Source organism: Enterobacter sp. 725m/11, from assembly GCF_011683705.1.
Classification (GTDB): Bacteria; Pseudomonadota; Gammaproteobacteria; order Enterobacterales; family Enterobacteriaceae; genus Enterobacter; species Enterobacter bugandensis.
In genome coordinates this window covers 14969-41049 of record NZ_JAAQOK010000023.1, presented here as the reverse complement: position 1 = coordinate 41049, position 26081 = coordinate 14969, and the positions used below count along the sequence as shown (strand labels likewise).

The window sequence follows — 26081 nt, the reverse complement described above, 5'->3', positions numbered from 1 at the left end:
TACGGGATACTTTTTTCATTGATTATGCTTATACGGCAACGATTGCGTCTCGTAAATCTGTCGTACGTAAACGTTAAACTTGTTAAAAGGGAAGGGCATGTCCGGAATTGAAGCGGTATTTTTCGACTGTGACGGTACGCTGGTCGACAGTGAGGTCATTTGTTCCCGCGCGTATGTCGCCATGTTCCAGGAATTTGGCATTACGCTCGATCTCGAAGAGGTGTTCAAACGCTTTAAGGGCGTGAAGCTGTACGAGATCATCGACATCATTAACGAAGAGCACGGGGTGGATCTGGCGAAAGCGGAGCTGGAACCAGTGTACCGCGCCGAGGTCGCACGCCTCTTTGACTCAGAACTGGACGTTATTGCCGGGGCTAACGCGCTGCTGGATGCGATGACGGTGCCAATCTGCGTAGTTTCCAACGGTCCGGTCAGCAAAATGCAGCATTCACTGGGCAAGCTTGAAATGCTGCACCACTTTCCGGAAAAACTGTTCAGCGGCTACGATATCCAGCGCTGGAAGCCCGATCCGGCGCTGATGTTCCACGCGGCGAAAGCGATGAACGTCAACGTGGAGAACTGCATTCTGGTGGATGACTCGCCTGCGGGCGCCCAGTCGGGGATTGATGCGGGGATGGAGGTGTTTTACTTCTGTGCCGATCCGCACAACAAGCCGATCGATCATCCAAAAGTGACGACCTTTACCGATCTGGCGCAATTGCCAGAGTTGTGGAAGGCCCGCGGGTGGGATATTACGCGTTAAGCTAACGTAGGGCGGGTAAGCGCCAACGCCACCCGCCACAAACATCACTCTTTCGGATCTTTACCCGCCAGCAGCTTGTCCAGCTCGTCGCCGCCCACGTGACGGAAGTCCTGACCCTTCACGAAGTAGAAAATATATTCGCAAATGTTCTGGCAGCGGTCGCCGATACGCTCGATTGAGCGCGCGCAGAACAGGGCCGTCAGCACGCTTGGGATGGTACGGGAATCTTCCATCATGTAGGTCATCAGCTGACGCACAATGCCTTCATACTCCTGGTCGACTTTCTTGTCTTCACGGTAGATACGCACCGCTTCATCCAGATCCATACGCGCAAAGGCATCCAGCACGTCGTGCAGCATCTGCACGGTGTGGCGGCCCAGCGACTCCAGGCTCACCAGCAGCGGCTGATGCTGCTGGGAAAACTTCTCCAGCGCGGTGCGGCAGATTTTATCCGCCACGTCACCAATACGTTCCAGCTCGGCGATGGTTTTAATGATCGCCATTACCAGACGCAGGTCGCTCGCGGTCGGCTGACGCTTGGCGATAATACGCACGCAGGCTTCGTCGATCGCCACTTCCATCATGTTGACGTTATGGTCGCCTTCGATGACGCGCTTCGCCAACTCGCTGTCCTGGTTATGCATTGCCGTAATCGCATCAGAAAGCTGCTGCTCAACCATGCCACCCATGGTCATCACCTGCGTGCGAATACTTTCCAGCTCTGCGTTGAACTGGCCTGAAATGTGTTTATTAAGATTGAGGTTGTCCATGGTTTCTCCACATGCACTAAGGCAAATCAACCGTAGCGGCCAGTAATATAATCTTCGGTTTGTTTCTTCGCGGGCCGGGTGAACAGCGCGTCCGTATCGCTGAACTCAATCAACTCGCCCAGGTACATAAACGCCGTGTGATCTGAGCAACGCGCAGCCTGCTGCATGTTGTGGGTCACGATAACCACGGTGTAATCCTGCTTCAGCTCGGTGATCAGCTCTTCAATACGGCCGGTTGAGATCGGGTCCAGCGCTGAACATGGTTCATCCAGCAGCAAGACTTCCGGGCGGATGGCGATACCGCGCGCAATGCACAGACGCTGCTGTTGACCACCGGAGAGAGAGTACCCGCTCTGATGAAGTTTATCTTTGGTTTCGTTCCATAATGCGGCCTTGGTCAATGCCCACTGCACGCGCTCGTCCATGTCCGCACGGGAGAGCTTCTCAAACAGGCGAACGCCAAACGCGATGTTGTCATAGATGGACATCGGGAACGGCGTCGGTTTCTGGAACACCATCCCCACTTTGGCACGCAGCAGGGCGATATCCTGGGCCTGGGTCAGAATGTTTTCGCCATCCAGGATAATTTCACCTTCAGCGCGCTGCTCCGGATAGAGCGAATACATTTTGTTAAAGGTACGCAACAGCGTGGACTTGCCACAGCCAGACGGACCGATGAATGCCGTGACCTGGTTCTTCGCGATATCCAGGTTGATGTTCTTCAGGGCATGGAATTTGCCGTAGTAGAAGTTCAAATCACGAACCTGAATCTTACCCGGGGCAGTATCAACCATACTCATTGACTCATTTCCTCATTCGACGCCGCGAGCTGCCGCGCCGTAAAAAATTAACCGTGTTTCTTCTTCGCGAAAATGACGCGCGCCAGAATGTTCAGCAACAGTACGCAAAGGGTGATGATCAGCACCCCGGCCCAGGCCAGCTGCTGCCATTCCGCGAATGGGCTCATCGCAAATTTAAAGATCGTCACCGGCAGGTTGGCGATCGGCTGCATCATGTCCGTGCTCCAGAACTGGTTGGAGAGGGCAGTAAACAGCAGCGGTGCCGTTTCACCGGCAATACGGGCGATAGCCAGCAGGATACCGGTCATGATCCCGGAGACCGACGCTTTGAGGGTGATCGCAGAAATCATTTTCCATTTCGGCGTACCCAGCGCGTAAGCTGCTTCACGCAGGCTATCCGGCACCAGTTTCAGCATGTTTTCGGTGGTACGAATGACGATAGGCACCTGCAGCAGCGCCAGCGCAATTACGCCCGCCCAGCCAGAGAAGTGTTCCATTTGCGCGACTACGATGGTGTAAACAAACAGGCCCACGACAATCGACGGAGCGGAAAGCAGGATGTCGTTAATGAAGCGAATCACCTCTGCCAGCCAGGATTTACGCCCGTACTCGGCCAGGTAGATGCCGGCCATGATGCCCAGCGGCGTACCGAAAACGGTCGCCCACAGGATCAGCAGGCCGCTGCCCGCCAGGGCGTTCGCCAGACCACCACCCGCCGTATTTGGCGGCGGCGTCATCTCGGTGAACAGCGCCAGAGACATTCCATCAATACCACGGGTGATGGTGGACATCAGGATCCAGATCAGCCAGAACAGGCCGAATGCCATCGTTGCCATGGAAAGCGTCAGCGCAATGCGGTTTTTAAAACGACGCTTCGCCTGCATTTTGCGGCGGGATTCGGCAAGCTGAGCGGTGCTTTGCATTTCGAGAGTTGCCATCAGCGTGCCCCCTCATTTTTCGCGAGACGCAGGATCATCAGCTTGGAAATCGCCAGAACAATGAAGGTGATAACGAACAGAATCAGACCCAGTTCCATCAGCGCTGCGACGTGAAGCCCGGATTCCGCTTCGGCAAATTCGTTTGCCAGCGCGGAGGTAATACTGTTACCCGGCATATAGAGTGAAGCGCTGTCGAGCTGGTAGGTGTTACCGATGATAAAGGTGACCGCCATAGTTTCACCCAGCGCGCGACCTAAGCCCAGCATTACGCCGCCGATCACCCCATTTTTGGTGAACGGAAGGACAATGCGCCAGATAACTTCCCAGGTGGTACAGCCGATGCCGTAGGCCGACTCTTTCATCATCACCGGGGTTTGTTCGAAGACATCGCGCATTACCGCCGCAATGTACGGAATAATCATGATGGCGAGGATCACACCTGCCGCCAGAATACCGATACCGAATGCCGGGCCAGAGAACAGGGCTCCCACAAACGGAACAGCGGAGAGAACATTACCTACCGGCTCCTGGAAGTACGTGGCAAACAGCGGCGCAAAGATAAACAGGCCCCACATGCCGTATACGATACTTGGGATGGCCGCCAGCAGTTCGATGGCAATACCCAGCGGGCGACGCAGCCAGCCCGGCGCCAGTTCCGTCAGGAACAGCGCGATACCGAAACTTACCGGAACAGCAATCAGCAGGGCGATGAACGAGGTCACCAGCGTACCGTAAATCGGCACCAGCGCACCGTAGATATCGTTCGGCGCGTCCCACTCTTTGGTCCACAGGAAGGAGAAACCGAATTTCTGAATGCTCGGCCAGGAGGAGAAAATCAGAGACACGATAATGCCGCCCAGCAGCAATAGCACAATCAGCGCAGCCAGTTTGACCAGCGCGCCGAAAATCATGTCACCTTTTTTACCCGGAGGGTTAAATGCAGGCTTGGTTGCAGCCATAAATCACTCTTCTGTTAAACGCGTTTACGAAATCGGCGGGTAAGCGCAAGCGCCACCCGCCATTTTCGTCAGAATGCTAAATTAATACAATGCTTTACCGCTGCTGTCTTTCACGTTGGTTTTCCATGCAGCACGAATCTGCTCAACCACGCTGTCTGGCAGGCTGGCGTAATCCAGGTCGTTAGCCTGTTTGCCGCCGTTTTTGTATGCCCAGTCAAAGAACTTCAGCACTTCAGTACCTTGCTCTGGTTTCTTCTGATCTTTGTGAATCAGAATGAACGTTGTAGAAGTGATTGGCCACGCGTTGTCGCCTTTCTGGTTAGTCAGATCCTGTGCGAAGGATTTGCTCCAGTCAGCGCCTTTCGCTGCGTTAGCGAAGTTCTCTTCAGTTGGGCTAACCGGTTTGCCGTCAGCAGAAACCAGTTTGGTGTAAGCCAGGTTGTTCTGCTTCGCGTAAGCGTATTCTACGTAACCGATAGAGCCAGGCAGACGCTGTACGAAGGCAGCGATGCCGTCGTTACCTTTACCGCCCAGACCGGTTGGCCAGTTAACGGTAGAGCCGGAGCCGACTTTCGATTTCCACTCTTCGTTCACTTTTGCCAGGTAGCTGGTGAACACGAAGGAGGTACCAGAGCCGTCAGCACGGCGAACCACAGCGATGTTCTGCGAAGGCAGCTTAACGCCCGGGTTCAGCTTAGTGATGGCTTCGTCATCCCATTTTTTGATTTTGCCCAGGTAGATGTCGCCCAGGGTTTTGCCGTCCAGCACCAGCTCGCCTGATTTCAGGCCAGGGATGTTAACGGCCAGCACAACGCCGCCGATCACGGTCGGGAACTGGAACAGGCCTTCCTGATTCAGTTTTTCATCAGACAGCGGAGCGTCGGATGCGCCGAAATCAACGGTATTCGCGGTAATTTGTTTTACGCCACCGGAGGAGCCGATACCCTGATAGTTCACCTTGTTACCGGTTTCTTTCTGGTAGGTATCCGCCCATTTGGCATACACCGGCGCAGGGAAGGTTGCACCAGCGCCAGTCAGGCTTGCTGCTGCAAAAGCAGAGAAAGCGCTCAGAGATAAGGTCGCGGCGACAACAGTTGCGACAGTGGTACGCATAACTTTCATAATGTCTCCTGCAAGGATTTCGTAAATCATTGTTTAAGTGGCTACGATGAGCAAAATAGGACAAACAGGTGACAGATAAATGTACGAAATATGACAGTTTTATGACAATCAACGTGTTTGAGTTAAGGTAATGATTTTAATACAAATAAAATCATATCCCTGTCATGATAATGTCACACTGAGATACGTTAAGCCTGGTTCAAAGATGTGAATATGACAACGGCTGTCATAAACAGCCGTTGTTATTAATTTTGAATTTCGAAGGTCACGGTTGCCCAGGCTTCAAAGGCGCCGGGCTTCGGAATACTCCCCGTCGCGCTGGCCGGGGCAGCAGAGAAGGTGAGTGAGTTAACTTCGGCGCCCCCCTGGTTGGCTCCCATATCCATCTCCATGCTCCCCCCATTGACGTTGACGACGCGGTCCCATTTATCATAAATAACGATCCCTACATCATCATTGCCGTTCACTTTCATCATCGTGGCGTCAGCGTCAACGGGATCGGCATGGAAAGCGGATCGGACGATGTTCTCATCCAGCATGCCGGTACATTTCACCTGTATCATCTTGCGGATTTTGCGGCTACCGACCGCCTCGCCTTTGGTGGCTGAAAACGCGCTGGCGGGAATTTTTCCAAAATCAATTTCCAGCGACTGACCCGGCGCAATCTCGCAGTTTTGCGGTACCACGATGTCTCCGGCAATTTTTATTTCGGCGAGCTTCTCGGTACTTGCCAGAGAGGATGCTTCATCGATACCGCCATAGAGCGTGGCAATCGTCGTACCCGGAACGGTAATTTTTCCAATAAAGGGCTTGTCGATCAAAAACGATATTTTTACCTGAGAGCCGGTATCAAGCGTTGCCTCTGAGCCCTCTACACTGGAGGTATAACAGTAGATACCGGACGTCACCCGATTGGGCTCCGCCTCAAAGGGAACGGCGAGATAGTCACGTCCCAGCACGTGAATAGAGGACGCAATACTGAGGTGATCGTTCAACCTGTAGTAGGTATATCCATTTTTAACGGTATTAACGCTTAAGGGCGAACGCGCGGTGAAGTAGACGCTACGAAACGTGGTGGTGAAATGGGTCAGGCAGTTACATCCCAGTTTATACTGGGAAGGCGATTGCAGGGTCGTCAGATCGCGCACCTCGGTTCCCGCCTGGTTTTTATCTGCCGGTATTTCTGCCCCGTTAAGATTCAGATTGAAAATATAGGTGCCGCCGATGGCGAAACACACCCCGCCTTCTGTCGTCGCAGCGTGGGAAAAAGGGGTAAAAAGCAGCATGGCGACTGCTATAAAAGTGATACGTCGTTTCATCTCATTTCCCTATTGGCACACGACCGCTGTTTGAACCAGTTCAACACCCGTTGGTTTGGGGAACTGATAATGGACCTTGCAAGGTTTTGTCTTTTCACTCCCCCACTTCAGCGTGAACGTTCCCTCTTCCGGCATGCCCGAAAGATACAGTTCGCCATTCTCGCCGGTAATGCCCGACACGCTGCCCGTCGCCAGTTCGGCAGACGCCACTGCGCCAAAGGGAACCGGTTTGCCGTTGGCCTGTGTGACCTCAAAGAGCACGCGATAGCCAACGTGGGTGATAAATTCCGCCCGCACCACCGCACCTCGCGTGGGGATGACGTTAAGCACGCTGTTCTCCAGCTCGACGTTCGCTTTTTCAAAATAGCCGCTCTCAATTTCCACACGGTTTTCATCGTAAGCGTTAAGCTGCGTTTGAACGGTGTAGCCTCGCCAGTCGGTTGCCGTACCGGTGCCGTTTTCCATTGCCAGACCGGCTGCACCGGGTGCTTTAATCAGCGCCACGGTTTCGCCCATCTCCTGCGAGAACGTCACTCCATCGCCATGCAGCAGGATCCCACCGCGCGCGCCGTAGTTGAGCCGCTGGCTGTCCTGGTTGTAGTCATAGCTGCCGTTAACCGAACCATAGGTTCCGTCATATCCCACCCCCGCGCTGCTGCTGTATACACTGTCATCCGCATCCCAGGACTGCTGGAGGTTCCAGGAGAGATTACGGTTATCAAGCGCCGTACCGTTCAGGCCAAGCTGGTGCATTCCTTTTCCGCTGTTATTCTGCGTGAGGCCGTAGCTCACATAGCTGTCCGGCAGCAATGCTGACAGCGGCACGGAGAACGACAGCATAAAAACCTGTTCGCTTTCTCGATCGTCGCTATCTGTATACTCCGCGCTCTGCGCCGTGGTGATGGAATCGCTGTAGTTCCAGGAGAGGTTCCAGGAAAGCGACCGCCAGACATTGCTGTAGCCAAGCTGAACCAGGCGTTCAACTTCGTCGGTTTTCCAGTACTGCTGGCGGCTCAGCGTGAGATAAATGTTCCCCATGCCATCGCCGAAATTCTGCGTCCAGGTCCCTTCAAGCCGGCTGCGTCGGTTGCCCGTTACCCAGAAATCGCGCTGACTGTTCTGGCGTGACGCCCATTCATTGAGGGTGTAGTAGCCCTGTGTTGAGTAGCGATACCCCACCAGCCTCAGCGTGGTATCCGTCTCATCAAACCGTTTCGAATAGAGAAAACGCCAGGACTGGCCGGACTCCTCTGAGTCCTCGTCCGTAAACTGCGCGCGTGCCTGGGTGATATCGACGGAAAACGCGCCAACTGCCCCCATATCTTTGCCGACCCCCACCGCTGCCGAGCGATACGCTTCCGCGGCCTGCACGCCACCGTAAACCGTTATCCCGGCAGGAAAGCCGTGCAGAATCTGCGCCTGAAAAACGTTGGGCTGGAATTCGCTTTGATCGCGCAGTTCACCCGCGCTGATATCGACGTCGGTCTGATCTTCACGCTTGAGGATGGCCAGCGAGGCGTAGGGCTGCGTGAAGTGTTGCTCACTGCCGTCTTCTTCTTTGATGGTCACGTCCAGGTCGCCGCCGGAGCTGGTGGTGTTTAAATCTTTTAGCGCAAACGGTCCCTGCGGCACGGCAGATTGGTAAATGATGTAGCCGTTCTGCCGAATAATCACCGTCGCATTGCTTTTCGCTACGCCCCGAACGACCGGCGCAAAGCCCGTCAGGCTGGAAGGAAGCATTTCATCATCTGTATACAGGCGCACGCCGCGCACCTGGGTACTGTCGAAGACATCGCTCGCGGTCCAGGTATCACCCAGCATGATCTGGCTGCGTAACGTCGCGAGGTTTCGCTGCACATAGGTGCTGATGGAATGGTAATCCGAATGACCGTCAATGATGTTTAGCGTGCTGTAATTGCGTAAACGCCACGCGCCAATGTTCGCCCCGTTTCGCAGGTTCAGATAGTAGAAATCGCTATTGTCGTCATCATCAGACTGCAACGTGCTGGAGCCGGAAAAGTCATAGTTCATCATCAACGCATTAATACCTTCATCCCAGCGGGCAGGATTGATGGTGCCGCGGGCGGTGGTATCAATGTAAATCTGCGGCAGCGTGACGTTGAGCAGCAGCTTATCGGTATCGAACGTCCATGTGGCGCCAGGGATCAGCGGGGTAGGGTCCACACAGGCGTTTTCGTCCAGGCGATCCAGCGAACCGATCGCCGCCACCTTAGCCCCGAGCTCCGCAAGCACCGTCCTGACGTGCTTAAAACAGGGATGCAGCCTATCGCCAGCCTTATCTTCAATAAAGGTGACCTCCCGGCTATCGATAAACTCATCGTTAACATGAATATCAACCTTATAAGAGCCCGCAGGTAACGTATTGGCGCGGTTAAACTGGTGGATATCAACATCCACCGGATGGTCAATTTCAAGAAGCGCAGGGTTAAAGATATCTTTTGCCAGCGTCACGCCTGAAAAGCCGAGAGATACCCCCGAGGCCAGCGCAATGAAAAAACGGAAACACCCCATATCAAACATCCCTATGTTTACAGCGTGACGTGAATTTCCTGACTGATTGCCCCAAAATCGTTAACGAAACGCCAGACCAGCGCGTGGCCGTTAATCCCTTCCGGAAGCGGCAAACGCACGGTGTCAAAAGGGGGAATGATGTTTAAGGGAACGTCTTTTTTATCGACGGTGACATTCATAACGTTAATATGTAGCGGGCTCGGATTTTCAATCACGAGCTGCCGGTTTTGAACACGCCATTTAACCTTCGCCGCAGCCCGTTCAGGCGTGATATTCAGGGTCGCCGGACGCCAAAAAAGTTTTATCCGCGTCTTAATCGCAATTTCGAGCGAATTGGGGTTTGAACTGGACGGCGGAATATTTTTGATGTTGAGCCAGAACAGCGATTCCCGATCGTGAGGCAGTTCGCCCTTCACTTTCATGATGCGCAATACTTTCTCCTGCCCGGCCTCCAGCCTTGAAACCGGCGGAATAACGGTAAAAGGAGGTTTATTCGACGCAGTATCGCCTTTAAAAGGATCGACCCACGTCTGTATGAGATAAGGCGTAGTCGCTTCGTTATTTTTTATGCTAATTGTCGCATCGGATTTATCGCTACTATAAACAACGCGGGTTCCGCCAATAATGACGCCAGCCGTCGACAAGGGTGTTAAAAATGAAAAAGAGAGCATGATGAACAGAGTCAACAAACGCCGTAAATACATCAGTTATCCTCACATCCTGTGGAGGAGCCTGCAAAAAGGATAAAACAGGCTCCTGGCGAACAGCTGAAGATTATTTCAGGTATTCAATGGTGAACTGGGAATCCGCGTTCGCTGTACCCGGCGTAACCGTAGCCAGCGTCTGCACAAACTTCGCTTTGAAGCCCATGTCCGCTTTGCCGTCGGTGATAGCAACATAATTTGAATTGTTATACAGCGGGATCGCCGTATCATCGTTCAGGTTGAAGAGCTTGATTGCAACGCCGGTAGCCGTAACGGCTTCACCTTCGCCGGTGTAAATACCGTCAGTATCCGCTTCACCGTTAACAGGCGTGCCAATAGACAAATATCCTTTGCCGATGGTGTCTTTATCTTCTGTTCCGTCAAAACGAACTGCTGCCTGAGTATAGGTTGCAGGGCATTTCTCCAGTTTAATATGGAAATCTTTTACTGACGCCGTTGAGTCAATGCCGGAGAACGTCGTTTTGGCAACGCGGCCGATATTCACCGTCTGATCGGCGGTATCAGGCGTCACTTCACACGTTGAATCAATAACCTCTCCGCGGAAATGAACCGTACCATCCGCAGCAAATGATTGTCCTGCCATTAACGCCGATGCGAGTGCAATCGCCACCGTAATTCCATTATTTTTCATGATAACTCCATTAATTAAATCAATATTGCGTTTATCATAAAGACAACGCCATCCCAAATGCGATGAAATAATATTCTTCGGGAAGAATGATCTTCAAGGGGGGAGTTTAAATTAATGGAATAATGACGAACCATAGCTGGAATAATAATAGAGAAAAACAAATATAATATTATTTTTGCTTTATCATTAAAATTCCTATTCAGTATACACATAAAAAGGACACATCTTTTATAAACAAACCATTTTTAGGATTCCGTTAATAAAAGCTGATCGTTTAGTGATCAAAATAGAAAATACTAATGCCTGGAAGCAATCTCGTTCATTATTCACACAATAAAGTAACGAAATGCGTCAGAATAAGATGATTGATAGCAAAGAGAAAGCTGATGAGAAAAAGTAAGGAAAAAATGGCTACACGTCGTGTAGCCATTAACAGAAGGGATTATTCTACGGTGACCGATTTCGCCAGGTTACGCGGCTGGTCAACGTCGGTGCCTTTGATCAGCGCCACGTGGTAAGCCAGCAGCTGCAGCGGAACGGTGTAGAAGATCGGTGCAATCACCTCTTCCACATGCGGCATCTCAATGATGTGCATGTTGTCGCTGCTGGCGAAACCGGCATCTTTATCAGCGAAGACGTACAGCACGCCGCCGCGGGCGCGTACCTCTTCGATATTAGACTTCAGTTTTTCCAGCAGTTCGTTGTTCGGTGCGACAACAATGACCGGCATATCCGCGTCAATCAGCGCCAGCGGGCCATGCTTGAGCTCGCCTGCCGCGTAGGCTTCCGCGTGGATGTAGGAGATCTCTTTCAGCTTCAGTGCGCCTTCCAGCGCAATCGGGTACTGATCGCCACGACCCAGGAACAGGGCGTGATGTTTGTCAGAGAAATCTTCCGCCAGCGCCTCAATGCGTTTGTCCTGAGACAGCATCTGCTCAATACGGCTCGGCAGCGCCTGGAGACCGTGAACGATGTCGTGCTCAACGGAAGCATCTTCGCCTTTCAGACGCGCCAGCTTCGCCACCAGCATCAGCAGAACGGTCAGCTGAGTGGTAAACGCTTTGGTGGAGGCCACGCCGATTTCGGTGCCCGCTTTGGTCATCAGCGCCAGATCGGACTCACGCACCAGGGATGAGCCCGGGACGTTACAGATGGCCAGCGAGCCCAGATAACCCAATTCCTTAGACAGACGCAGCGCTGCCAGCGTATCCGCCGTTTCGCCGGACTGGGAAAGGGTGATCATCAGGCTGTTACGACGCACCGCAGACTTGCGATAGCGGAACTCAGACGCGATTTCCACGTCGCACGGCACGCCCGCCAGGGATTCAAACCAGTAGCGAGAGACCATACCAGAGTTATAAGAGGTACCGCAGGCTACGATCTGAATATGTTCAACCTTGCCGAGCAGTTCGTTGGCGTTTGCCCCCAGCTCGCTCAGATCCACCTCGCCGTGGCTGATGCGCCCGGTCAGAGTGTTTTTGATAGCGTTCGGCTGCTCGTAGATCTCTTTCTGCATGTAGTGACGGTAAGCGCCTTTGTCGCCCGCGTCGTACTGCAGGTTAGATTCGATCTCCTGACGCTTCACCTGCTCGCCTTTGGTGTCGAAGACGGTCACGCTGCGGCGCGTCACTTCCGCGATATCGCCCTCTTCCAGGAAGATAAAGCGACGGGTGACTGGCAGGAGCGCCAGCTGATCGGAGGCGATAAAGTTTTCACCCATGCCCAGACCGATAACCATCGGGCTACCGGAACGCGCGGCCAGCAGGGTAGATGGATCGCGGGAGTCCATGATCACCGTACCATACGCACCGCGCAGCTGAGGGATAGCGCGCAGCACCGCATCACGCAGCGTACCGCCCTTTGCCAGCTCCCAGTGCACCAGGTGAGCAATCACTTCGGTGTCGGTTTCAGAGACGAAGGTATAGCCGCGCGCTTTCAGTTCTTCGCGCAGCGGTTCGTGGTTTTCGATAATGCCGTTATGCACCACCACGATGTGTTCAGACACATGCGGGTGCGCGTTACCTTCAGACGGTTCGCCGTGCGTCGCCCAGCGGGTGTGCGCAATACCGGTACCCCCGTGCAGCGGGTGTTCTTCTGCGGCCTGGGCCAGCATCTGCACTTTACCGAGACGACGCAGACGGGTCATATGCCCTTCTGCATCCACGACAGCCAGACCGGCAGAGTCGTAACCACGGTATTCCAGACGACGTAAACCTTCGAGAAGGATTTCAGCAATATCACGCTGCGCAACTGCGCCAACAATTCCACACATATTTTAGATTCCGAATTTAGGCATTATGCCTGCGTTGTCGCTGACCTGTATTTACCCTTTCCGGGCGCCCCGAGCCTTGTAGAGAGTGGGGTTATTTTTATGGGTACTGCTTGTGGGGGGAGATATATATTTATCTCCTCTCCCGGGTTTGCCTGATGACGGCTACGCCTTATCAGGCCTACTCAATCGTAGGGCGGGTAAGCGTAGCGCCACCCGCCTTGTTGTTACTTTTTCTTCACCGGGCGTTTCCAGCCCTGCTTGTGTACCTGCGGCACGCGGCTTAACACCAGCTCGTTATCCGCTACGTCGCGCGTGACGGTCGTGCCGGCGGCAATGGTCACGCCGTCACCCACGGTAACCGGTGCCACCAGCTGCGTGTCCGAGCCCACGAACACGTCATTGCCGATGATGGTTTTAAACTTATTGGCGCCGTCATAGTTACAGGTAATGGTTCCTGCACCAATATTCACGTTATCGCCAATCTCCGCGTCGCCCAGATAGGTCAAATGACCGGCTTTCGAGCCTTTACCCAGACGCGCTTTTTTCATTTCCACGAAGTTGCCCACGTGCGCGCCTTCCAGCAGCTCAGCGCCCGGGCGCAGACGCGCAAACGGGCCGATGGTACACGCTGCTTCAAGATGAGCATCTTCCACCACGCTGTACGGGCTGATTTCGCAGTCGTCGCCGATGGCGCTGTTTTTAATCACGCAGCCAGCGCCGATTTTGACGCGGTTACCCAGCGTGACGTTACCTTCCAGGATAACGTTAGTATCGATCTCAACGTCGCGCCCGTGAGACACGGTGCCGCGCAAATCGAAACGCGCCGGATCGCGCAGCATCACGCCCGCGAGCAGCAGTTTTTCGGCCTGCTCGGACTGATAAATACGCTCAAGACGGGAAAGCTGCAGGCGGTTATTCACGCCGTCCGTTTCGCTGATGCGCGCCGGATGAACGGCGGCGATCTCACGCCCTTCGTGATACGCCATCGCAATGATGTCGGTGATGTAGTACTCACCTTGCGCGTTATTGTTGTCGAGCTGAGAGAGCCAGCGCTTCATGTCCGCGCCATTGGCAATCAGGATGCCGGTGTTGATCTCCTGAATCTTGCGCTGTTCATCACTGGCATCTTTATGTTCAACGATACCCGTTACGTTGCCGTTTTCACGCGTGATACGGCCATAGCCCGTTGGATCGTCCAGCACAACGGTCAATAAACCGATGCCGCCCTGCGGCTTGGCTGCACGCAGGCGAGTCAGCGTTTCAACGGAGATCAGCGGAACATCACCGTAGAGCATCAGAATATCTTCGTCATCGGCAAAGAACGGCGCAGCCTGCTGCATCGCATGACCGGTACCCAGCTGTTCAGCCTGAAGCACCCAGTTGAGCGCGTCATCGCTCAGCGTCTTTTTAAGCAGATCGCCGCCGTGGCCGTAGACCAGGTGAACCTGACGGGCACCCAGTTCATTCGCTGCATCAATGACATGCTGCACCATTGGCTTTCCTGCCAGCGTGTGGAGCACTTTAGGCAGATCGGAATACATGCGGGTACCTTTGCCAGCGGCAAGGATCACCACGCTCATCGCACTGTTTGACATACGCATCCTGACGGTAGTTTGAGTGAGAAGTAAAAACGTTTGATGCCTAAAATTCTACATCTTTTTCATCATGAATTAAGGATGAAAAAAAAAGCCAGTCTGGTATCCAGACTGGCTTTTGTGCTTTTCAAGCCGGTGTTACATCGCTTTTTTGGTCAACTCGATAACGCGCAGTTTCGCGATCGCTTTGGCCAGCTCCGCAGACGCCTGAGCGTAATCCACGTCACCATGAGAGCTGCTAATGTGCTCTTCAGCCTTACGCTTCGATTCCAGGGCTCGCGCTTCGTCGAGATCCTGGCCACGAATAGCGGTATCGGCCAGAACGGTCACACTGCCAGGCTGCACTTCAAGAATGCCGCCGGACAGATAGATAAACTCTTCGTGACCGAACTGTTTAACGATGCGGATCATACCAGGCTTAATGGCGGTGAGCAGCGGTGCGTGACCCGGGAAAATACCCAGTTCACCTTCACTGCCCGTTACCTGGATTTTCTCGACCAGACCAGAGAACATTTGTTGCTCTGCGCTGACGACGTCCAGGTGGTAAGTCATTGCCATATCACCCTCCGATTAAGGCGTTAAAGTTTTTTGGCTTTTTCCACGGCTTCTTCGATGGAACCAACCATGTAGAACGCCTGCTCTGGCAGGTGATCGTATTCGCCTTCCATGATGCCTTTAAAGCCACGGATGGTGTCTTTCAGGGAAACGTATTTACCCGGAGAACCGGTGAATACTTCAGCAACGAAGAACGGCTGGGACAGGAAGCGCTGGATCTTACGCGCACGTGCTACCACCAGTTTGTCTTCTTCAGACAGTTCATCCATACCCAGGATGGCGATGATGTCTTTCAGTTCCTGGTAACGCTGCAGCAGGGACTGTACGCCACGCGCGGTGTCGTAGTGTTCCTGACCAACAACCAGTGGATCCAGCTGACGGCTGGTGGAGTCCAGCGGGTCAACGGCCGGGTAGATACCCAGAGACGCGATCTGACGGCTCAGTACCACGGTTGCGTCTAAGTGCGCAAAGGTGGTTGCTGGAGATGGGTCAGTCAAGTCATCCGCAGGTACGTATACCGCCTGAACGGAGGTGATAGAACCGGTTTTGGTAGAAGTGATACGTTCCTGAAGAACACCCATCTCTTCCGCAAGCGTAGGCTGATAACCTACCGCTGAAGGCATACGACCCAGCAGTGCAGATACTTCGGTACCGGCCAGGGTGTAACGATAGATGTTATCAACGAACAGCAGAACGTCACGGCCTTCGTCACGGAATTTCTCAGCCATCGTCAGACCAGTCAGCGCAACGCGCAGACGGTTTCCTGGTGGCTCGTTCATCTGGCCGTAAACCAGGGATACTTTGTCCAGAACGTTGGAGTCGGTCATTTCGTGGTAGAAGTCGTTACCCTCACGAGTACGTTCACCTACGCCCGCAAACACGGAGTAACCGGAGTGCTCGATCGCGATGTTACGGATCAGCTCCATCATGTTTACGGTTTTACCTACACCCGCACCACCGAACAGACCAACTTTACCGCCCTTCGCAAACGGACACATCAGGTCGATAACTTTGATGCCGGTTTCCAGCAGTTCCTGAGAGCTGGACAGCTCTTCGTAGGAAGGTGCCGCGCGGTGGATAGCCCAACGCTCTTCTTCACCGATGTCGCCTTTCATGTCGATTGGCTGACCCAATACGTTCATGATACGACCCAGTGTTGCTTTACCTACCGGGACTTCGATCGGGTGCTCAAGGTCTTTAACTTCCAGACCACGACGCAGACCGTCGGAAGAACCCATCGCGATGGTACGCACGATACCGCCGCCGAGCTGCTGCTGAACTTCCAGCACCAGGCTCTCGTTACCATTCTGTACCTCAAGCGCGTCGTACACGCGTGGTACGGCGTCCTGAGGGAACTCGACGTCCACCACGGCGCCGATTACCTGGACAATCTTTCCAGTAGCCATCTTGAATCCTCTACGTAATTCGTAAACCTGGTTAAACCGCGGCGGCCCCCGAGACGATCTCGGTGAGTTCCTGAGTAATGCTGGCCTGACGAGCTTTGTTGTAAACCAACTGCAGCTCTTTAATCAGGCTGCCGCCATTATCGGTCGCGGCTTTCATCGCCACCATTCGTGCGGCCTGCTCGCTGGCCAGGTTTTCTACAACGCCCTGATAAACCTGAGATTCAACGTAACGACGCAGCAGGGTATCCAGCAGCGGTTTCGGATCGGGTTCATACAGGTAATCCCAGGCTTTCTGCTTCAGCTCGTCATCTTCTGATGCCGGTAACGGCAGCATCTGAGTGAGCGTTGGAACCTGAGACATGGTGTTAATGAATTTGTTGCTGACAACGTACAGTCTGTCCAGACGGCCTTCATCGTAGGCCTGCAACATCACTTTAACCGGGCCGATCAGTTCGGACAGGGACGGGTTATCACCCATACCGGTCACCTGAGCGACAATGTTGCCACCAACGGAGTTAAAGAAAGAGACGCCTTTAGAGCCAATCAGTGCCAGATCGCACTGAACGCCTTTATCAGACCAGCCTTTCATATCCGCCAGCAGTTTTTTGAACAGGTTAATGTTCAAACCGCCACACAGACCACGGTCAGTCGACACCACCAGGTAGCCCACGCGCTTAACGTCGCGTTCTTCCAGGTAAGGGTGCTTATATTCCAGATTACCGTTTGCAAGGTGACCAATCACTTTGCGCATGGTCTCTGCATAAGGACGGCTGGCCGCCATGCGATCCTGCGATTTACGCATTTTGGAAGCGGCGACCATCTCCATCGCTTTAGTGATCTTTTGCGTGTTCTGGACGCTTGCGATCTTACTACGTATCTCTTTTGCGCCGGCCATGAGCTTCTCCTCAATGCCAGGCGGCTTGCCCTGAGACAAGCCGCCGGACGATTACCAGGATTGGGTTGCTTTGAAGGAATCGAGGATAGCTTTCAGCTTGCCTTCGATTTCGTCGTTGTAGCCACCGGTCTGGTTGATCTCTTGCATCAGCGGAGCGTGATCACGGTCGACGTAAGCCAGCAGAGCGGCTTCAAAGCTACCGATTTTCGCCAGTTCCACATCTTCGAGGTAACCGCGTTCAGCCGCGAACAGTACCAGGCCCTGCTGAGCAACAGACATTGGAGCGTACTGTTTCTGCTTCAGCAGCTCGGTCACTTTCTGACCATGGCTCAGCTGTTTACGGGTTGCTTCGTCCAGATCGGATGCGAACTGAGAGAACGCAGCCAGTTCACGATACTGTGCCAGCGCGGTACGGATACCACCGGACAGTTTCTTGATGATCTTGGTCTGAGCAGCACCACCAACACGGGATACGGAGATACCCGGGTTAACCGCCGGACGAATACCGGAGTTAAACAGGTTGGTTTCCAGGAAGATCTGACCATCGGTAATGGAGATTACGTTGGTCGGAACGAACGCAGAAACGTCACCCGCCTGGGTTTCAATGATCGGCAGCGCGGTCAGAGAACCTGTTTTGCCCTTCACTTCACCTTTGGTGAAGTTCTCGACGTATTCCGCGTTAACGCGGGAAGCACGCTCCAGCAGACGAGAGTGGAGGTAGAATACGTCGCCCGGGAATGCTTCACGTCCTGGTGGACGACGGAGCAGCAGGGAAACCTGACGATAAGCAACAGCCTGTTTAGACAGGTCATCGTATACGATCAGCGCATCTTCACCGCGGTCACGGAAGTATTCGCCCATTGCGCAACCGGCGTATGGCGCCAGGTATTGCAGTGCAGCAGATTCAGACGCGGTTGCTACCACAACGATGGTGTTAGACAGTGCGCCGTGCTCTTCCAGTTTACGAACCACGTTAGAAATGGTGGACGCTTTCTGGCCGATAGCCACGTACACACATTTGATACCGGAGTCACGCTGGTTGATGATGGCGTCGATTGCCATCGCGGTTTTACCGGTCTGACGGTCACCGATGATCAGTTCACGCTGACCACGACCGATTGGGATCATGGCGTCAACGGACTTATAACCAGTCTGCACTGGCTGATCAACGGACTGACGGTCGATAACGCCTGGTGCGATAACTTCGATTGGGGAGAAGCCATCGTGCTCAACCGGACCTTTACCGTCGATTGGCGCACCCAGGGTGTTAACAACGCGACCCAGCAGGCCACGGCCAACCGGCACTTCCAGAATACGGCCAGTACACTTAACCTTCATGCCTTCGGCGAGGTCAGCGTATGGACCCATCACAACTGCACCTACGGAGTCGCGCTCCAGGTTCAGTGCGATAGCGTAACGGTTACCCGGCAGGGAAATCATCTCACCCTGCATACAATCGGCCAGGCCGTGGATGCGGATAACACCGTCACTTACAGAAACAATAGTACCTTCGTTGTGAGCTTCACTCACAACATTGAACTGAGCAATGCGCTGCTTGATCAGTTCGCTGATTTCGGTGGAATTCAGTTGCATGCTCCAGTCCCCTTAAGACTGCAAGACGTCTGCAAGGCGCTCAAGACGGCCGCGTACGCTGCCATCAATGACCATATCACCCGAGCGGATGATTACGCCTGCCATTACAGACTTATCGATTTTGCAATTCAGCTTAACTTTGCGTGACAGACGTTTTTCCATCGCGGCGGTGATTTTCGCAAGCTGTTCGTCACTCAGTTCAGTCGCGGAAGTCACTTCGACTTCTGCAGTTGCTTCACTAAGGGCACGTAAGTGCTCAAACTGCTCGAGAACATCCGGGAGCACACGGAGACGACCATTTTCTGCCATCACCTTAATCAGGTTCTGGCCGTTGGCATCCAGTTGCTCTCCGCACACGGCGATAAACGACGCGGCGAGGGTTTCAGGCGCTAACGCACCGGAAAGCAACTCGGCCATTTGTTCGTTTTTCGTCACCTCAGCGGCAAACGCCAGCATATTCTGCCAGCGATCGACATTTTGGTGTTCGACAGCAAAGTCAAAAGCTGCTTTGGCGTAGGGGCGAGCTACCGTAACAAATTCAGACATCAGCCCCTCCCTCCTTACAGTTCAGCGACAAGTTTGTCCACGATGTCGCTGTTAGCAGCTTCATCCACGGAACGTTCGATGATCTTCTCGGCGCCAGCAACAGCCAGAATCGCAACCTGCTTACGCAGTTCTTCACGAGCACGTTTACGCTCAGCTTCAATTTCAGCCTGAGCCTGTGTCACGATCTTAGTACGTTCCTGTTCTGCTTCAGCTTTGGCTTCGTCCAGGATCTGAGAACGGCGCTTGTTAGCCTGTTCAATGATTACCTGAGCTTCAGCTTTCGCTTTTTTCAGCTGGTCTGTCGCGTTGGCCTGTGCAAGGTCCAAATCTTTCTTAGCGCGTTCTGCGGAAGCCAGACCGTCAGCAATTTCTTTCTGACGTTTTTCGATGGCAGCCATTAAAGGCGGCCATACATACTTCATGCAGAACCAGACAAAGAGAATAAACGCGATGGCCTGGCCGAGGATTGTTGCGTTCATGTTCACAGCACAATACCTCTTAAATTTCTGTGGCTTGGGGTTTTAAAACAACTACTACGCGACAGCAAACATCACGTACAGACCCAGACCTACAGCGATCATTGGGATAGCATCCACCAGACCCATAACGATAAAGAACTGAGTACGCAGCAGAGGAATCAGATCAGGTTGACGCGCTGCGCCTTCCAGGAATTTACCTCCGAGGATGCCGATACCGATCGCAGCACCGATAGCCGCCAGACCCATCATCACAGCGGCAGCCATGTACAGCAGATCCATATTCAGGTTTTCCATGACAGTCTCCAGTTTGTTTCAATTAAAACGTAGTAGTGTTGGTAAAAAATCAGTGCTCTTCAGACGCCATCGACAGATAGACGATCGTCAGAACCATGAAGATAAAGGCTTGCAGCGTAATGATCAGGATGTGGAAAATGGCCCATGGCACATTCAGAACCCACTGTGACCACCACGGCAGAAGACCCGCGATCAGAATGAAAATCAGCTCACCCGCATACATGTTGCCGAACAGTCGCAGACCCAGTGAAACAGGTTTGGACAGCAGGCTAACGCCTTCCAGGATCAGGTTGACCGGAATAAACGCCCAGTGGTTGAACGGCTGCAAGGTAAGCTCTTTCACAAAGCCGCTTACGCCTTTCATTTTGATGCTGTAGAAAAGAATCAGGATAAACACGCCCAGCGCCATAGACAGGGTGATGTTCACGTCCGCAGACGGTACAACACGCAGCGCAGGCAGGCCGAAGATGTGCTCGCCGATGAACGGCAGCAGGTCAATTGGCAGCAGGTCCATCAGGTTCATCAGGAAGACCCAAACGAACACGGTCAGGGCCAGCGGAGCAATCAGCTTGCTCTTACCATGGTACATATCTTTCACGCTGCCATGGACGAAGCCGATGATCATCTCAACGAACGTCTGGAATTTCCCTGGAACACCGCTGGTCGCTTTTTTAGCAACGCTGCGGAACATGGCCAGGAACAGAAGACCCAAAACCACCGAGAAGAACATGGAATCGATGTTGATCGTCCAGAAGGTGGCCGGGGGGTTATGTGGATCCACCAGCGAGAATGTACGCAGGTCCAGCTGAAGGTTATTCAGATGGTGACCTATGTAATCCTGCGGCGTCATATTTTCTGAAGCCATGATGCCTTTTACCCTTTGTTATTGATTACAGCTGGAGCCAGAACTTGTACCACCAGCACCAAAACCCACGTTGCTATCAGCGGCATGAATACCACTTTCAAAACCGCCAGCGCCATCACCAGTAGAGCAAAGGTCAGCAACACCTTACACACTTCGCCGAGGGCGAAGGACCAGGCCACGCGGCCTTTGGCGGGTGTATGCGCCTGATGACGCCAGGCAAAAATCATAAACAACACGTTTGGCAGCACGACCGCCAAACCCCCGCACACGGCGGAGATGCCCCAGAAGGGGTCTTTGAGGCTAAACAGCAGTCCACTTGCTATCACAGCCAGAAACTGAATGAACAGAAGCTTACGAGCAACGTTTCTACTCAAGAGCGACACAGACATCACGTTTTTACTCCTGCTCCCTTCGAGGTATGCCGCGTGTCGTATAAAACGTCCTTTAAGGCTCAGAGTCAAGCATCAAAAAGCGGACAAATTATACGGTGCGTACCCGTGATTTCAAACATTAAGTAGCGAAAAGGTGAATAAATGTTTAAATATTTTTCCCCAGCGCTATTTTTTAACTTTCGTAGAAAGCACCGACCTTCGAGCAAAACTGCAAACAGCGCGAAAACGTTGACTACAAAGCGTGCACGAGATCACAAAACACACATTTGCGATAAGGTTGTATTTATCAAAGCCGTAAATCGCCCAGGATTATCTTTCTGAAATTAAACACAAAATATCGCAACTATTTTCAAAACAGCCCCGTACACAATAAAAACCTTTTATTGACATTCTTAATAAATAATTAACATTGCGTTCTGGTTACAGCCTTCCACTTTTAGCAGGCTGATATTTTCATAGTTGACTATCTTCGCGATGAATAATCGACGTGAGGTTAACCGCAAGAAAATCCCTGGTAAAAAAGCGGTTAAACGCTCTCTGGTTAATCCCGGGTAGTTGTGCTGTTTTTTAACATACTCAGAACAGCACAAATTCCACATTTTTTATTATTTTTTTAAAAATTGTTTGGCTTAATTATCACCAGATGACGTTCACCGTCGAGCTGCGGAACGTTTAATTTCTCGATGGTTTCAACGCTAAAACCGTCCGGAAGCTGTTCAATTTCATCACCGGGCAGCTGTCCTTTCAGCGCATAAAAACGGCCATCTTCTGCCGGCAGATGCTTACACCAGCTCACCATGTCATTGAGCGAAGCAAACGCACGGCTGATAACGCCGTCAAACGGCGGCTCTGCCGGAAACTCCTCTACCCTGCTCTGTACGGGCGTGATGTTATCGAGCTTCAGTTCATGCTGAACCTGGCGTAAAAAGCGCACGCGCTTGCCCAGGCTGTCCAGCAGCGTGAAATGGCTCTCGGGTCGGACAATCGACAGCGGAACGCCCGGCAAACCCGGCCCCGTCCCCACGTCGATAAAACGTTCACCTCTCAGGTACGGCGCCACCACGATACTATCGAGAATATGGCGAACCAGCATCTCGTTGGGATCGCGCACAGACGTCAGGTTGTACGCTTTATTCCATTTGTTCAGCATATCGACATACGCCACCAGCTGGTTTTTCTGGTGATCGGTGAGCGAAATACCTGCCTGATCCAGCAGACGAGAGAGTTTGTTGAGCACGGTGAATACCTGTTGAGAGTTTTTTTGCCCGGTGGCGCTGCCGCTTACCGGGCCTACGAATAAGTAGGGCGGGTCAGCGAAGCGCCACCCGCCAAAAGCAATGTCAATTACGCGCTACGGCGCAGCATGCCCTGCTTTTTCAGCCACACCAGCAGGATCGAAATCGCCGCCGGCGTAACGCCCGAGATACGGGAGGCCTGGCCAATCGATACCGGTTTGTGATCGTTCAGCTTAGCGATCACTTCGTTGGAAAGGCCCGTCACCTGACGGTAGTCCAGCATTTCCGGCAGCAGCGTGTTTTCGTTGCGCTGCTGTTTTTCGATCTCATCCTGCTGACGCGCGATGTAGCCTTCGTACTTCACCTGAATTTCGACCTGCTCGGCAGCTTCAGCGTCTTCAAGGCCCGGTGCGAACGCGGTCAGTTTGACCAGATTCTCGTATGTGACTTCAGGACGACGCAGCAGATCTTCGCCGCTGGCTTCACGCGACAGCGGCGCTGTTAAGTGAGCGTTCACTTCGGCAGCGGTTTCCGCCTGTGGGTTTACCCACGTGGTTTTCAGGCGCTGACGTTCCTGTTCAATACGTTCCAGCTTCTCGTTGAAGCGCGCCCAGCGTTCGTCATTTACCAGACCCAGGTCGCGGCCTATCTCGGTCAGACGCAGGTCGGCGTTGTCCTCGCGCAGCATCAGACGATATTCCGCGCGAGAGGTAAACATACGGTACGGTTCTTTGGTGCCCAGCGTGCAGAGATCGTCGACCAAAACGCCCAGATAGGCCTGAGAACGCGCCGGCGCCCAGCCCTCTTTCTCGGCAGAGAAGCGGGCAGCGTTCAGACCGGCAAGCAACCCCTGCGCTGCGGCTTCTTCGTAGCCGGTGGTGCCGTTAATCTGCCCCGCGAAGAACAGGCCGTGGATGAATTTGCTCTCCAGCGTCGGCTTCAGGTCACGCGGGTCGAAGAAATCGTACTCAATAGCGTAGCCAGGGCGAACGATTTTCGCATTCTCCATCCCCTGCATTGAGCGAACAATTTGCATCTGCACGTCGAATGGCAGGCTGGTGGAGATGCCGTTCGGGTAAATTTCGTTCGAGGTCAGCCCTTCCGGCTCCAGGAAGATCTGGTGCTGGTTACGATCGGCAAAGCGCATCACTTTGTCTTCGATCGACGGGCAGTAACGTGGGCCGATCCCTTCGATCACGCCAGCGTACATTGGGCTGCGATCGAGGTTATTGCGGATCACGTCATGGGTTTTTTCGTTGGTATGCGTGATGTAGCACGGTACCTGCTGCGGGTGTTGCGCCGCGTTGCCCATGAACGAGAAAACCGGCATCGGGTTATCGCCGTGCTGTTGGGCCAGTACGCTGAAATCAATGGTGCGCGCATCGATACGCGGCGGCGTGCCGGTTTTCAGACGGCTGACGCGCAGCGGCAGTTCACGCAGACGACGAGACAGCGGAATGGACGGCGGATCGCCAGCACGGCCACCGCTGTAGTTGTCCAGACCAATATGGATTTTGCCGTCCAGGAATGTCCCGACCGTCAGCACCACGGCTTTGGCGCGGAACTTGAGGCCCATCTGGGTCACGGCGCCCACGACGCGATCGTTCTCAACGATAAGATCTTCTACCGCCTGCTGGAAGATCATCAGGTTCGGCTGGTTCTCCAGCGCGGTGCGCACGGCCTGGCGGTAAAGCACGCGGTCTGCCTGCGCACGAGTGGCGCGAACAGCAGGGCCTTTACTCGCGTTTAGTATCCTAAACTGAATGCCCGCATGATCGATCGCTTTCGCCATCAGGCCGCCAAGTGCATCCACTTCTTTTACCAGGTGTCCTTTCCCAATGCCGCCAATCGCCGGATTACAGGACATTTGTCCCAGCGTGTCGATATTGTGTGTCAAAAGCAGGGTCTGCTGACCCATTCGCGCTGCGGCCATTGCGGCCTCAGTGCCTGCATGACCCCCGCCAATGATGATGACGTCAAAAGGATCCTGATAAAACATGGTGGTCTGCCTCGCGTAAAGCGGTATGAAAATGGATTGAAGCCCGGGCCGTGGATTCTACTCAACTTTAGTCTTTCGAGAAAGCATTGGGATCCTGGGCTATTAAAAAGAAGATCTTTTTATTTAGAGATCTGTTCTATTGTGATCTCTTATTAGGATCGCGGACACGTGTGGATAAGTCCGATCCTGCAAATAAGATCATGCAGTTAGGAAGGATCGTTTGCTGTGAATGATCGGTGATCCAGGACCGTATAAGCTGGGATCAGATCGCGACTTTATACACAGGCCAAAAACGACGCTAGGGTTGTTCTTTGGATAACTACGGGTTAATACGAGCTTTTAACCAGAGTTATCCACATCTGTTCGCGCGATCTTTAATCGTTTTTGAGTAAATTTTTCCATTCCGCGAGCCAGATCTCGGCTGGATCTTCCGGAATGTCATGATCGAGGATGTTGATCTTGAGCGTTTCACCCAGCTGTTTTGCTCCGCAAGCGGTAACAGCGGCTTCGACCTTCTCTATTGCCCCGCAAAAGGTGTCATATTCACGACTGCCGATCCCCACTGCGCCAAAACGGACGTTTGACAGGTCGGGCTGCTGTTCCAGCAGTTCGTCATATAAAGGTTGCAGGTTATCCGGCAGATCGCCCGCGCCGTGCGTGGAGGTGATCAGCAGCCAGACCCCGTCAGCCGGGAGATCTTCAAGCAGCGGCCCGTGCAGAGTTTGTGTAGAAAAGCCTGCATCTTCCAGCTTCTCAGCCAGATGTTCCGCTACGTATTCCGCACCGCCAAGAGTGCTGCCGCTGATAAGGGTAATGTCCGCCATTGATCGCTCGCTCAGATAAAGAGGGGATCATTGTACGCTGTGAACGAGCTGGGATCTACCTGTGGAAAATGTGGGAATGAATTTGCCCGATCACGGGCGGATGGTACGCATGATCGGGTTTTGCAGGGAGATCAGTGTCTCGGTGGACTGAATTTCATCGATTGTTTGGATCTTGTTGATAAGTACCTGCTGGAGGGCATCGATGGATCGGCACATCACCTTAATAAAGATGCTGTAATGCCCGGTGGTGTAGTAAGCCTCGGTGACTTCATCGAGCGCGTTCAGTTTTGCCAGCGCGGAGGGGTAATCTTTTGCGCTTTTAAGAATAATGCCGATGAAGCAGCAGACGTCGTAACCCAGCTGCTTCGGGCTGACGTCGATGCGCGCGCCGGTAATAATCCCTGCCTGCTTCATCTTCTCTACGCGAACGTGAATGGTTCCCGGGCTGACGCCAAACTGTTTCGCCAGTTCGGCGTAGGCTGTACGAGCATTGGCCATTAAGGCCTCAAGGATGCCGCGGTCCAGATTGTCGATCTGATAATTTTCCATAGCTTTTTCTTATGAAGATTAAT

Annotated in this window: 25 protein-coding genes; 1 reads left to right on the top strand and 24 read right to left on the bottom strand. The window is 53.3% G+C overall.

The window, feature by feature from the left end; all coding sequences use genetic code 11:
- The first annotated feature begins 97 nt into the window (after positions 1-97).
- Entirely contained in the window at positions 98-763 is a 666-nt protein-coding gene (gene yieH, locus HBA26_RS11900; RefSeq protein WP_047366739.1) for a 6-phosphogluconate phosphatase, read from the top strand.
- Positions 764-807: 44 nt separating this feature from the next.
- Here yieH and phoU read toward each other — a convergent pair whose 3' ends face one another.
- From phoU to asnC, 24 genes are all read right to left on the bottom strand, one after another.
- On the bottom strand, positions 808-1533 hold the full coding sequence (gene phoU / locus HBA26_RS11895; protein WP_003861153.1) for a phosphate signaling complex protein PhoU: 726 nt from the start codon (positions 1531-1533) through the stop codon (positions 808-810).
- A gap of 26 nt (positions 1534-1559) precedes the next feature.
- Entirely contained in the window at positions 1560-2333 is a 774-nt protein-coding gene (pstB, locus tag HBA26_RS11890) for a phosphate ABC transporter ATP-binding protein PstB (RefSeq protein WP_010426574.1), read from the bottom strand.
- A 47-nt stretch (positions 2334-2380) separates the two neighbouring features.
- A complete protein-coding gene (pstA, locus tag HBA26_RS11885; protein WP_014881893.1) occupies positions 2381-3271 on the bottom strand; it encodes a phosphate ABC transporter permease PstA in 891 nt (296 codons plus the stop codon).
- A complete protein-coding gene (pstC, locus tag HBA26_RS11880; protein WP_028014924.1) occupies positions 3271-4230 on the bottom strand; it encodes a phosphate ABC transporter permease PstC in 960 nt (319 codons plus the stop codon). Before pstC ends, pstA begins: the two co-directional genes overlap by 1 nt.
- Before the next feature lie 81 nt (positions 4231-4311).
- Positions 4312-5352, bottom strand: coding sequence for a phosphate ABC transporter substrate-binding protein PstS (gene pstS, locus HBA26_RS11875; protein WP_028014923.1), 1041 nt, complete (start codon positions 5350-5352; stop codon positions 4312-4314).
- Positions 5353-5597: 245 nt separating this feature from the next.
- Positions 5598-6671, bottom strand: coding sequence for a fimbrial protein StgD (gene stgD / locus HBA26_RS11870; RefSeq protein ID WP_052954293.1), 1074 nt, complete (start codon positions 6669-6671; stop codon positions 5598-5600).
- A gap of 9 nt (positions 6672-6680) precedes the next feature.
- Positions 6681-9203 carry a fimbria/pilus outer membrane usher protein gene (locus HBA26_RS11865; RefSeq protein ID WP_126345642.1) on the bottom strand — a complete coding sequence of 841 codons (2523 nt, stop codon included), beginning with the start codon at positions 9201-9203 and terminating at the stop codon, positions 6681-6683.
- Positions 9204-9220: 17 nt separating this feature from the next.
- Complete coding sequence (locus HBA26_RS11860; RefSeq protein WP_047366741.1) at positions 9221-9907, bottom strand: fimbrial chaperone; 687 nt, start codon at positions 9905-9907, stop codon at positions 9221-9223.
- Between the two features lie 70 nt (positions 9908-9977).
- Entirely contained in the window at positions 9978-10559 is a 582-nt protein-coding gene (locus tag HBA26_RS11855) for a chaperone-usher fimbrial major subunit (protein ID WP_047366742.1), read from the bottom strand.
- Positions 10560-11001: 442 nt separating this feature from the next.
- A complete protein-coding gene (glmS, locus tag HBA26_RS11850; protein ID WP_047366743.1) occupies positions 11002-12831 on the bottom strand; it encodes a glutamine--fructose-6-phosphate transaminase (isomerizing) in 1830 nt (609 codons plus the stop codon).
- Positions 12832-13055: 224 nt separating this feature from the next.
- The gene (glmU, locus tag HBA26_RS11845) at positions 13056-14426 is read right to left on the bottom strand and encodes a bifunctional UDP-N-acetylglucosamine diphosphorylase/glucosamine-1-phosphate N-acetyltransferase GlmU (protein ID WP_126345644.1); all 1371 of its coding nucleotides are present in this window, start codon (positions 14424-14426) and stop codon (positions 13056-13058) included.
- 138 nt (positions 14427-14564) lie between these two features.
- The gene (locus HBA26_RS11840) at positions 14565-14984 is read right to left on the bottom strand and encodes a F0F1 ATP synthase subunit epsilon (RefSeq protein ID WP_006177560.1); all 420 of its coding nucleotides are present in this window, start codon (positions 14982-14984) and stop codon (positions 14565-14567) included.
- Between the two features lie 20 nt (positions 14985-15004).
- Positions 15005-16387, bottom strand: coding sequence for a F0F1 ATP synthase subunit beta (gene atpD / locus HBA26_RS11835; RefSeq protein WP_003862362.1), 1383 nt, complete (start codon positions 16385-16387; stop codon positions 15005-15007).
- A 31-nt stretch (positions 16388-16418) separates the two neighbouring features.
- Positions 16419-17282, bottom strand: a complete 864-nt coding sequence (gene atpG / locus HBA26_RS11830) for a F0F1 ATP synthase subunit gamma (protein ID WP_003862364.1) — start codon at positions 17280-17282, stop codon at positions 16419-16421.
- 51 nt (positions 17283-17333) lie between these two features.
- Positions 17334-18875 carry a F0F1 ATP synthase subunit alpha gene (atpA, locus tag HBA26_RS11825; protein WP_003862367.1) on the bottom strand — a complete coding sequence of 514 codons (1542 nt, stop codon included), beginning with the start codon at positions 18873-18875 and terminating at the stop codon, positions 17334-17336.
- Between the two features lie 12 nt (positions 18876-18887).
- Entirely contained in the window at positions 18888-19421 is a 534-nt protein-coding gene (atpH, locus tag HBA26_RS11820) for a F0F1 ATP synthase subunit delta (protein ID WP_003862369.1), read from the bottom strand.
- Between the two features lie 14 nt (positions 19422-19435).
- Positions 19436-19906 (bottom strand): F0F1 ATP synthase subunit B, encoded by a 471-nt coding sequence (atpF, locus tag HBA26_RS11815; protein ID WP_003862370.1) that lies wholly within the window; start codon positions 19904-19906, stop codon positions 19436-19438.
- 48 nt (positions 19907-19954) lie between these two features.
- The gene (gene atpE, locus HBA26_RS11810; RefSeq protein ID WP_000429386.1) at positions 19955-20194 is read right to left on the bottom strand and encodes a F0F1 ATP synthase subunit C; all 240 of its coding nucleotides are present in this window, start codon (positions 20192-20194) and stop codon (positions 19955-19957) included.
- 49 nt (positions 20195-20243) lie between these two features.
- Positions 20244-21059: a F0F1 ATP synthase subunit A gene (gene atpB / locus HBA26_RS11805; protein WP_028014916.1), complete on the bottom strand. Its 816-nt coding sequence runs from the start codon at positions 21057-21059 to the stop codon at positions 20244-20246.
- 8 nt (positions 21060-21067) lie between these two features.
- Positions 21068-21448 carry a F0F1 ATP synthase subunit I gene (gene atpI / locus HBA26_RS11800; protein ID WP_008500194.1) on the bottom strand — a complete coding sequence of 127 codons (381 nt, stop codon included), beginning with the start codon at positions 21446-21448 and terminating at the stop codon, positions 21068-21070.
- 616 nt (positions 21449-22064) lie between these two features.
- Entirely contained in the window at positions 22065-22688 is a 624-nt protein-coding gene (rsmG, locus tag HBA26_RS11795) for a 16S rRNA (guanine(527)-N(7))-methyltransferase RsmG (protein ID WP_166720909.1), read from the bottom strand.
- Between the two features lie 107 nt (positions 22689-22795).
- The gene (gene mnmG, locus HBA26_RS11790; protein ID WP_126345647.1) at positions 22796-24685 is read right to left on the bottom strand and encodes a tRNA uridine-5-carboxymethylaminomethyl(34) synthesis enzyme MnmG; all 1890 of its coding nucleotides are present in this window, start codon (positions 24683-24685) and stop codon (positions 22796-22798) included.
- A gap of 374 nt (positions 24686-25059) precedes the next feature.
- Positions 25060-25509, bottom strand: coding sequence for an FMN-binding protein MioC (gene mioC, locus HBA26_RS11785; RefSeq protein WP_041911749.1), 450 nt, complete (start codon positions 25507-25509; stop codon positions 25060-25062).
- A 90-nt stretch (positions 25510-25599) separates the two neighbouring features.
- The gene (gene asnC / locus HBA26_RS11780) at positions 25600-26058 is read right to left on the bottom strand and encodes a transcriptional regulator AsnC (RefSeq protein WP_008500198.1); all 459 of its coding nucleotides are present in this window, start codon (positions 26056-26058) and stop codon (positions 25600-25602) included.
- Positions 26059-26081: the final 23 nt, after the last annotated feature.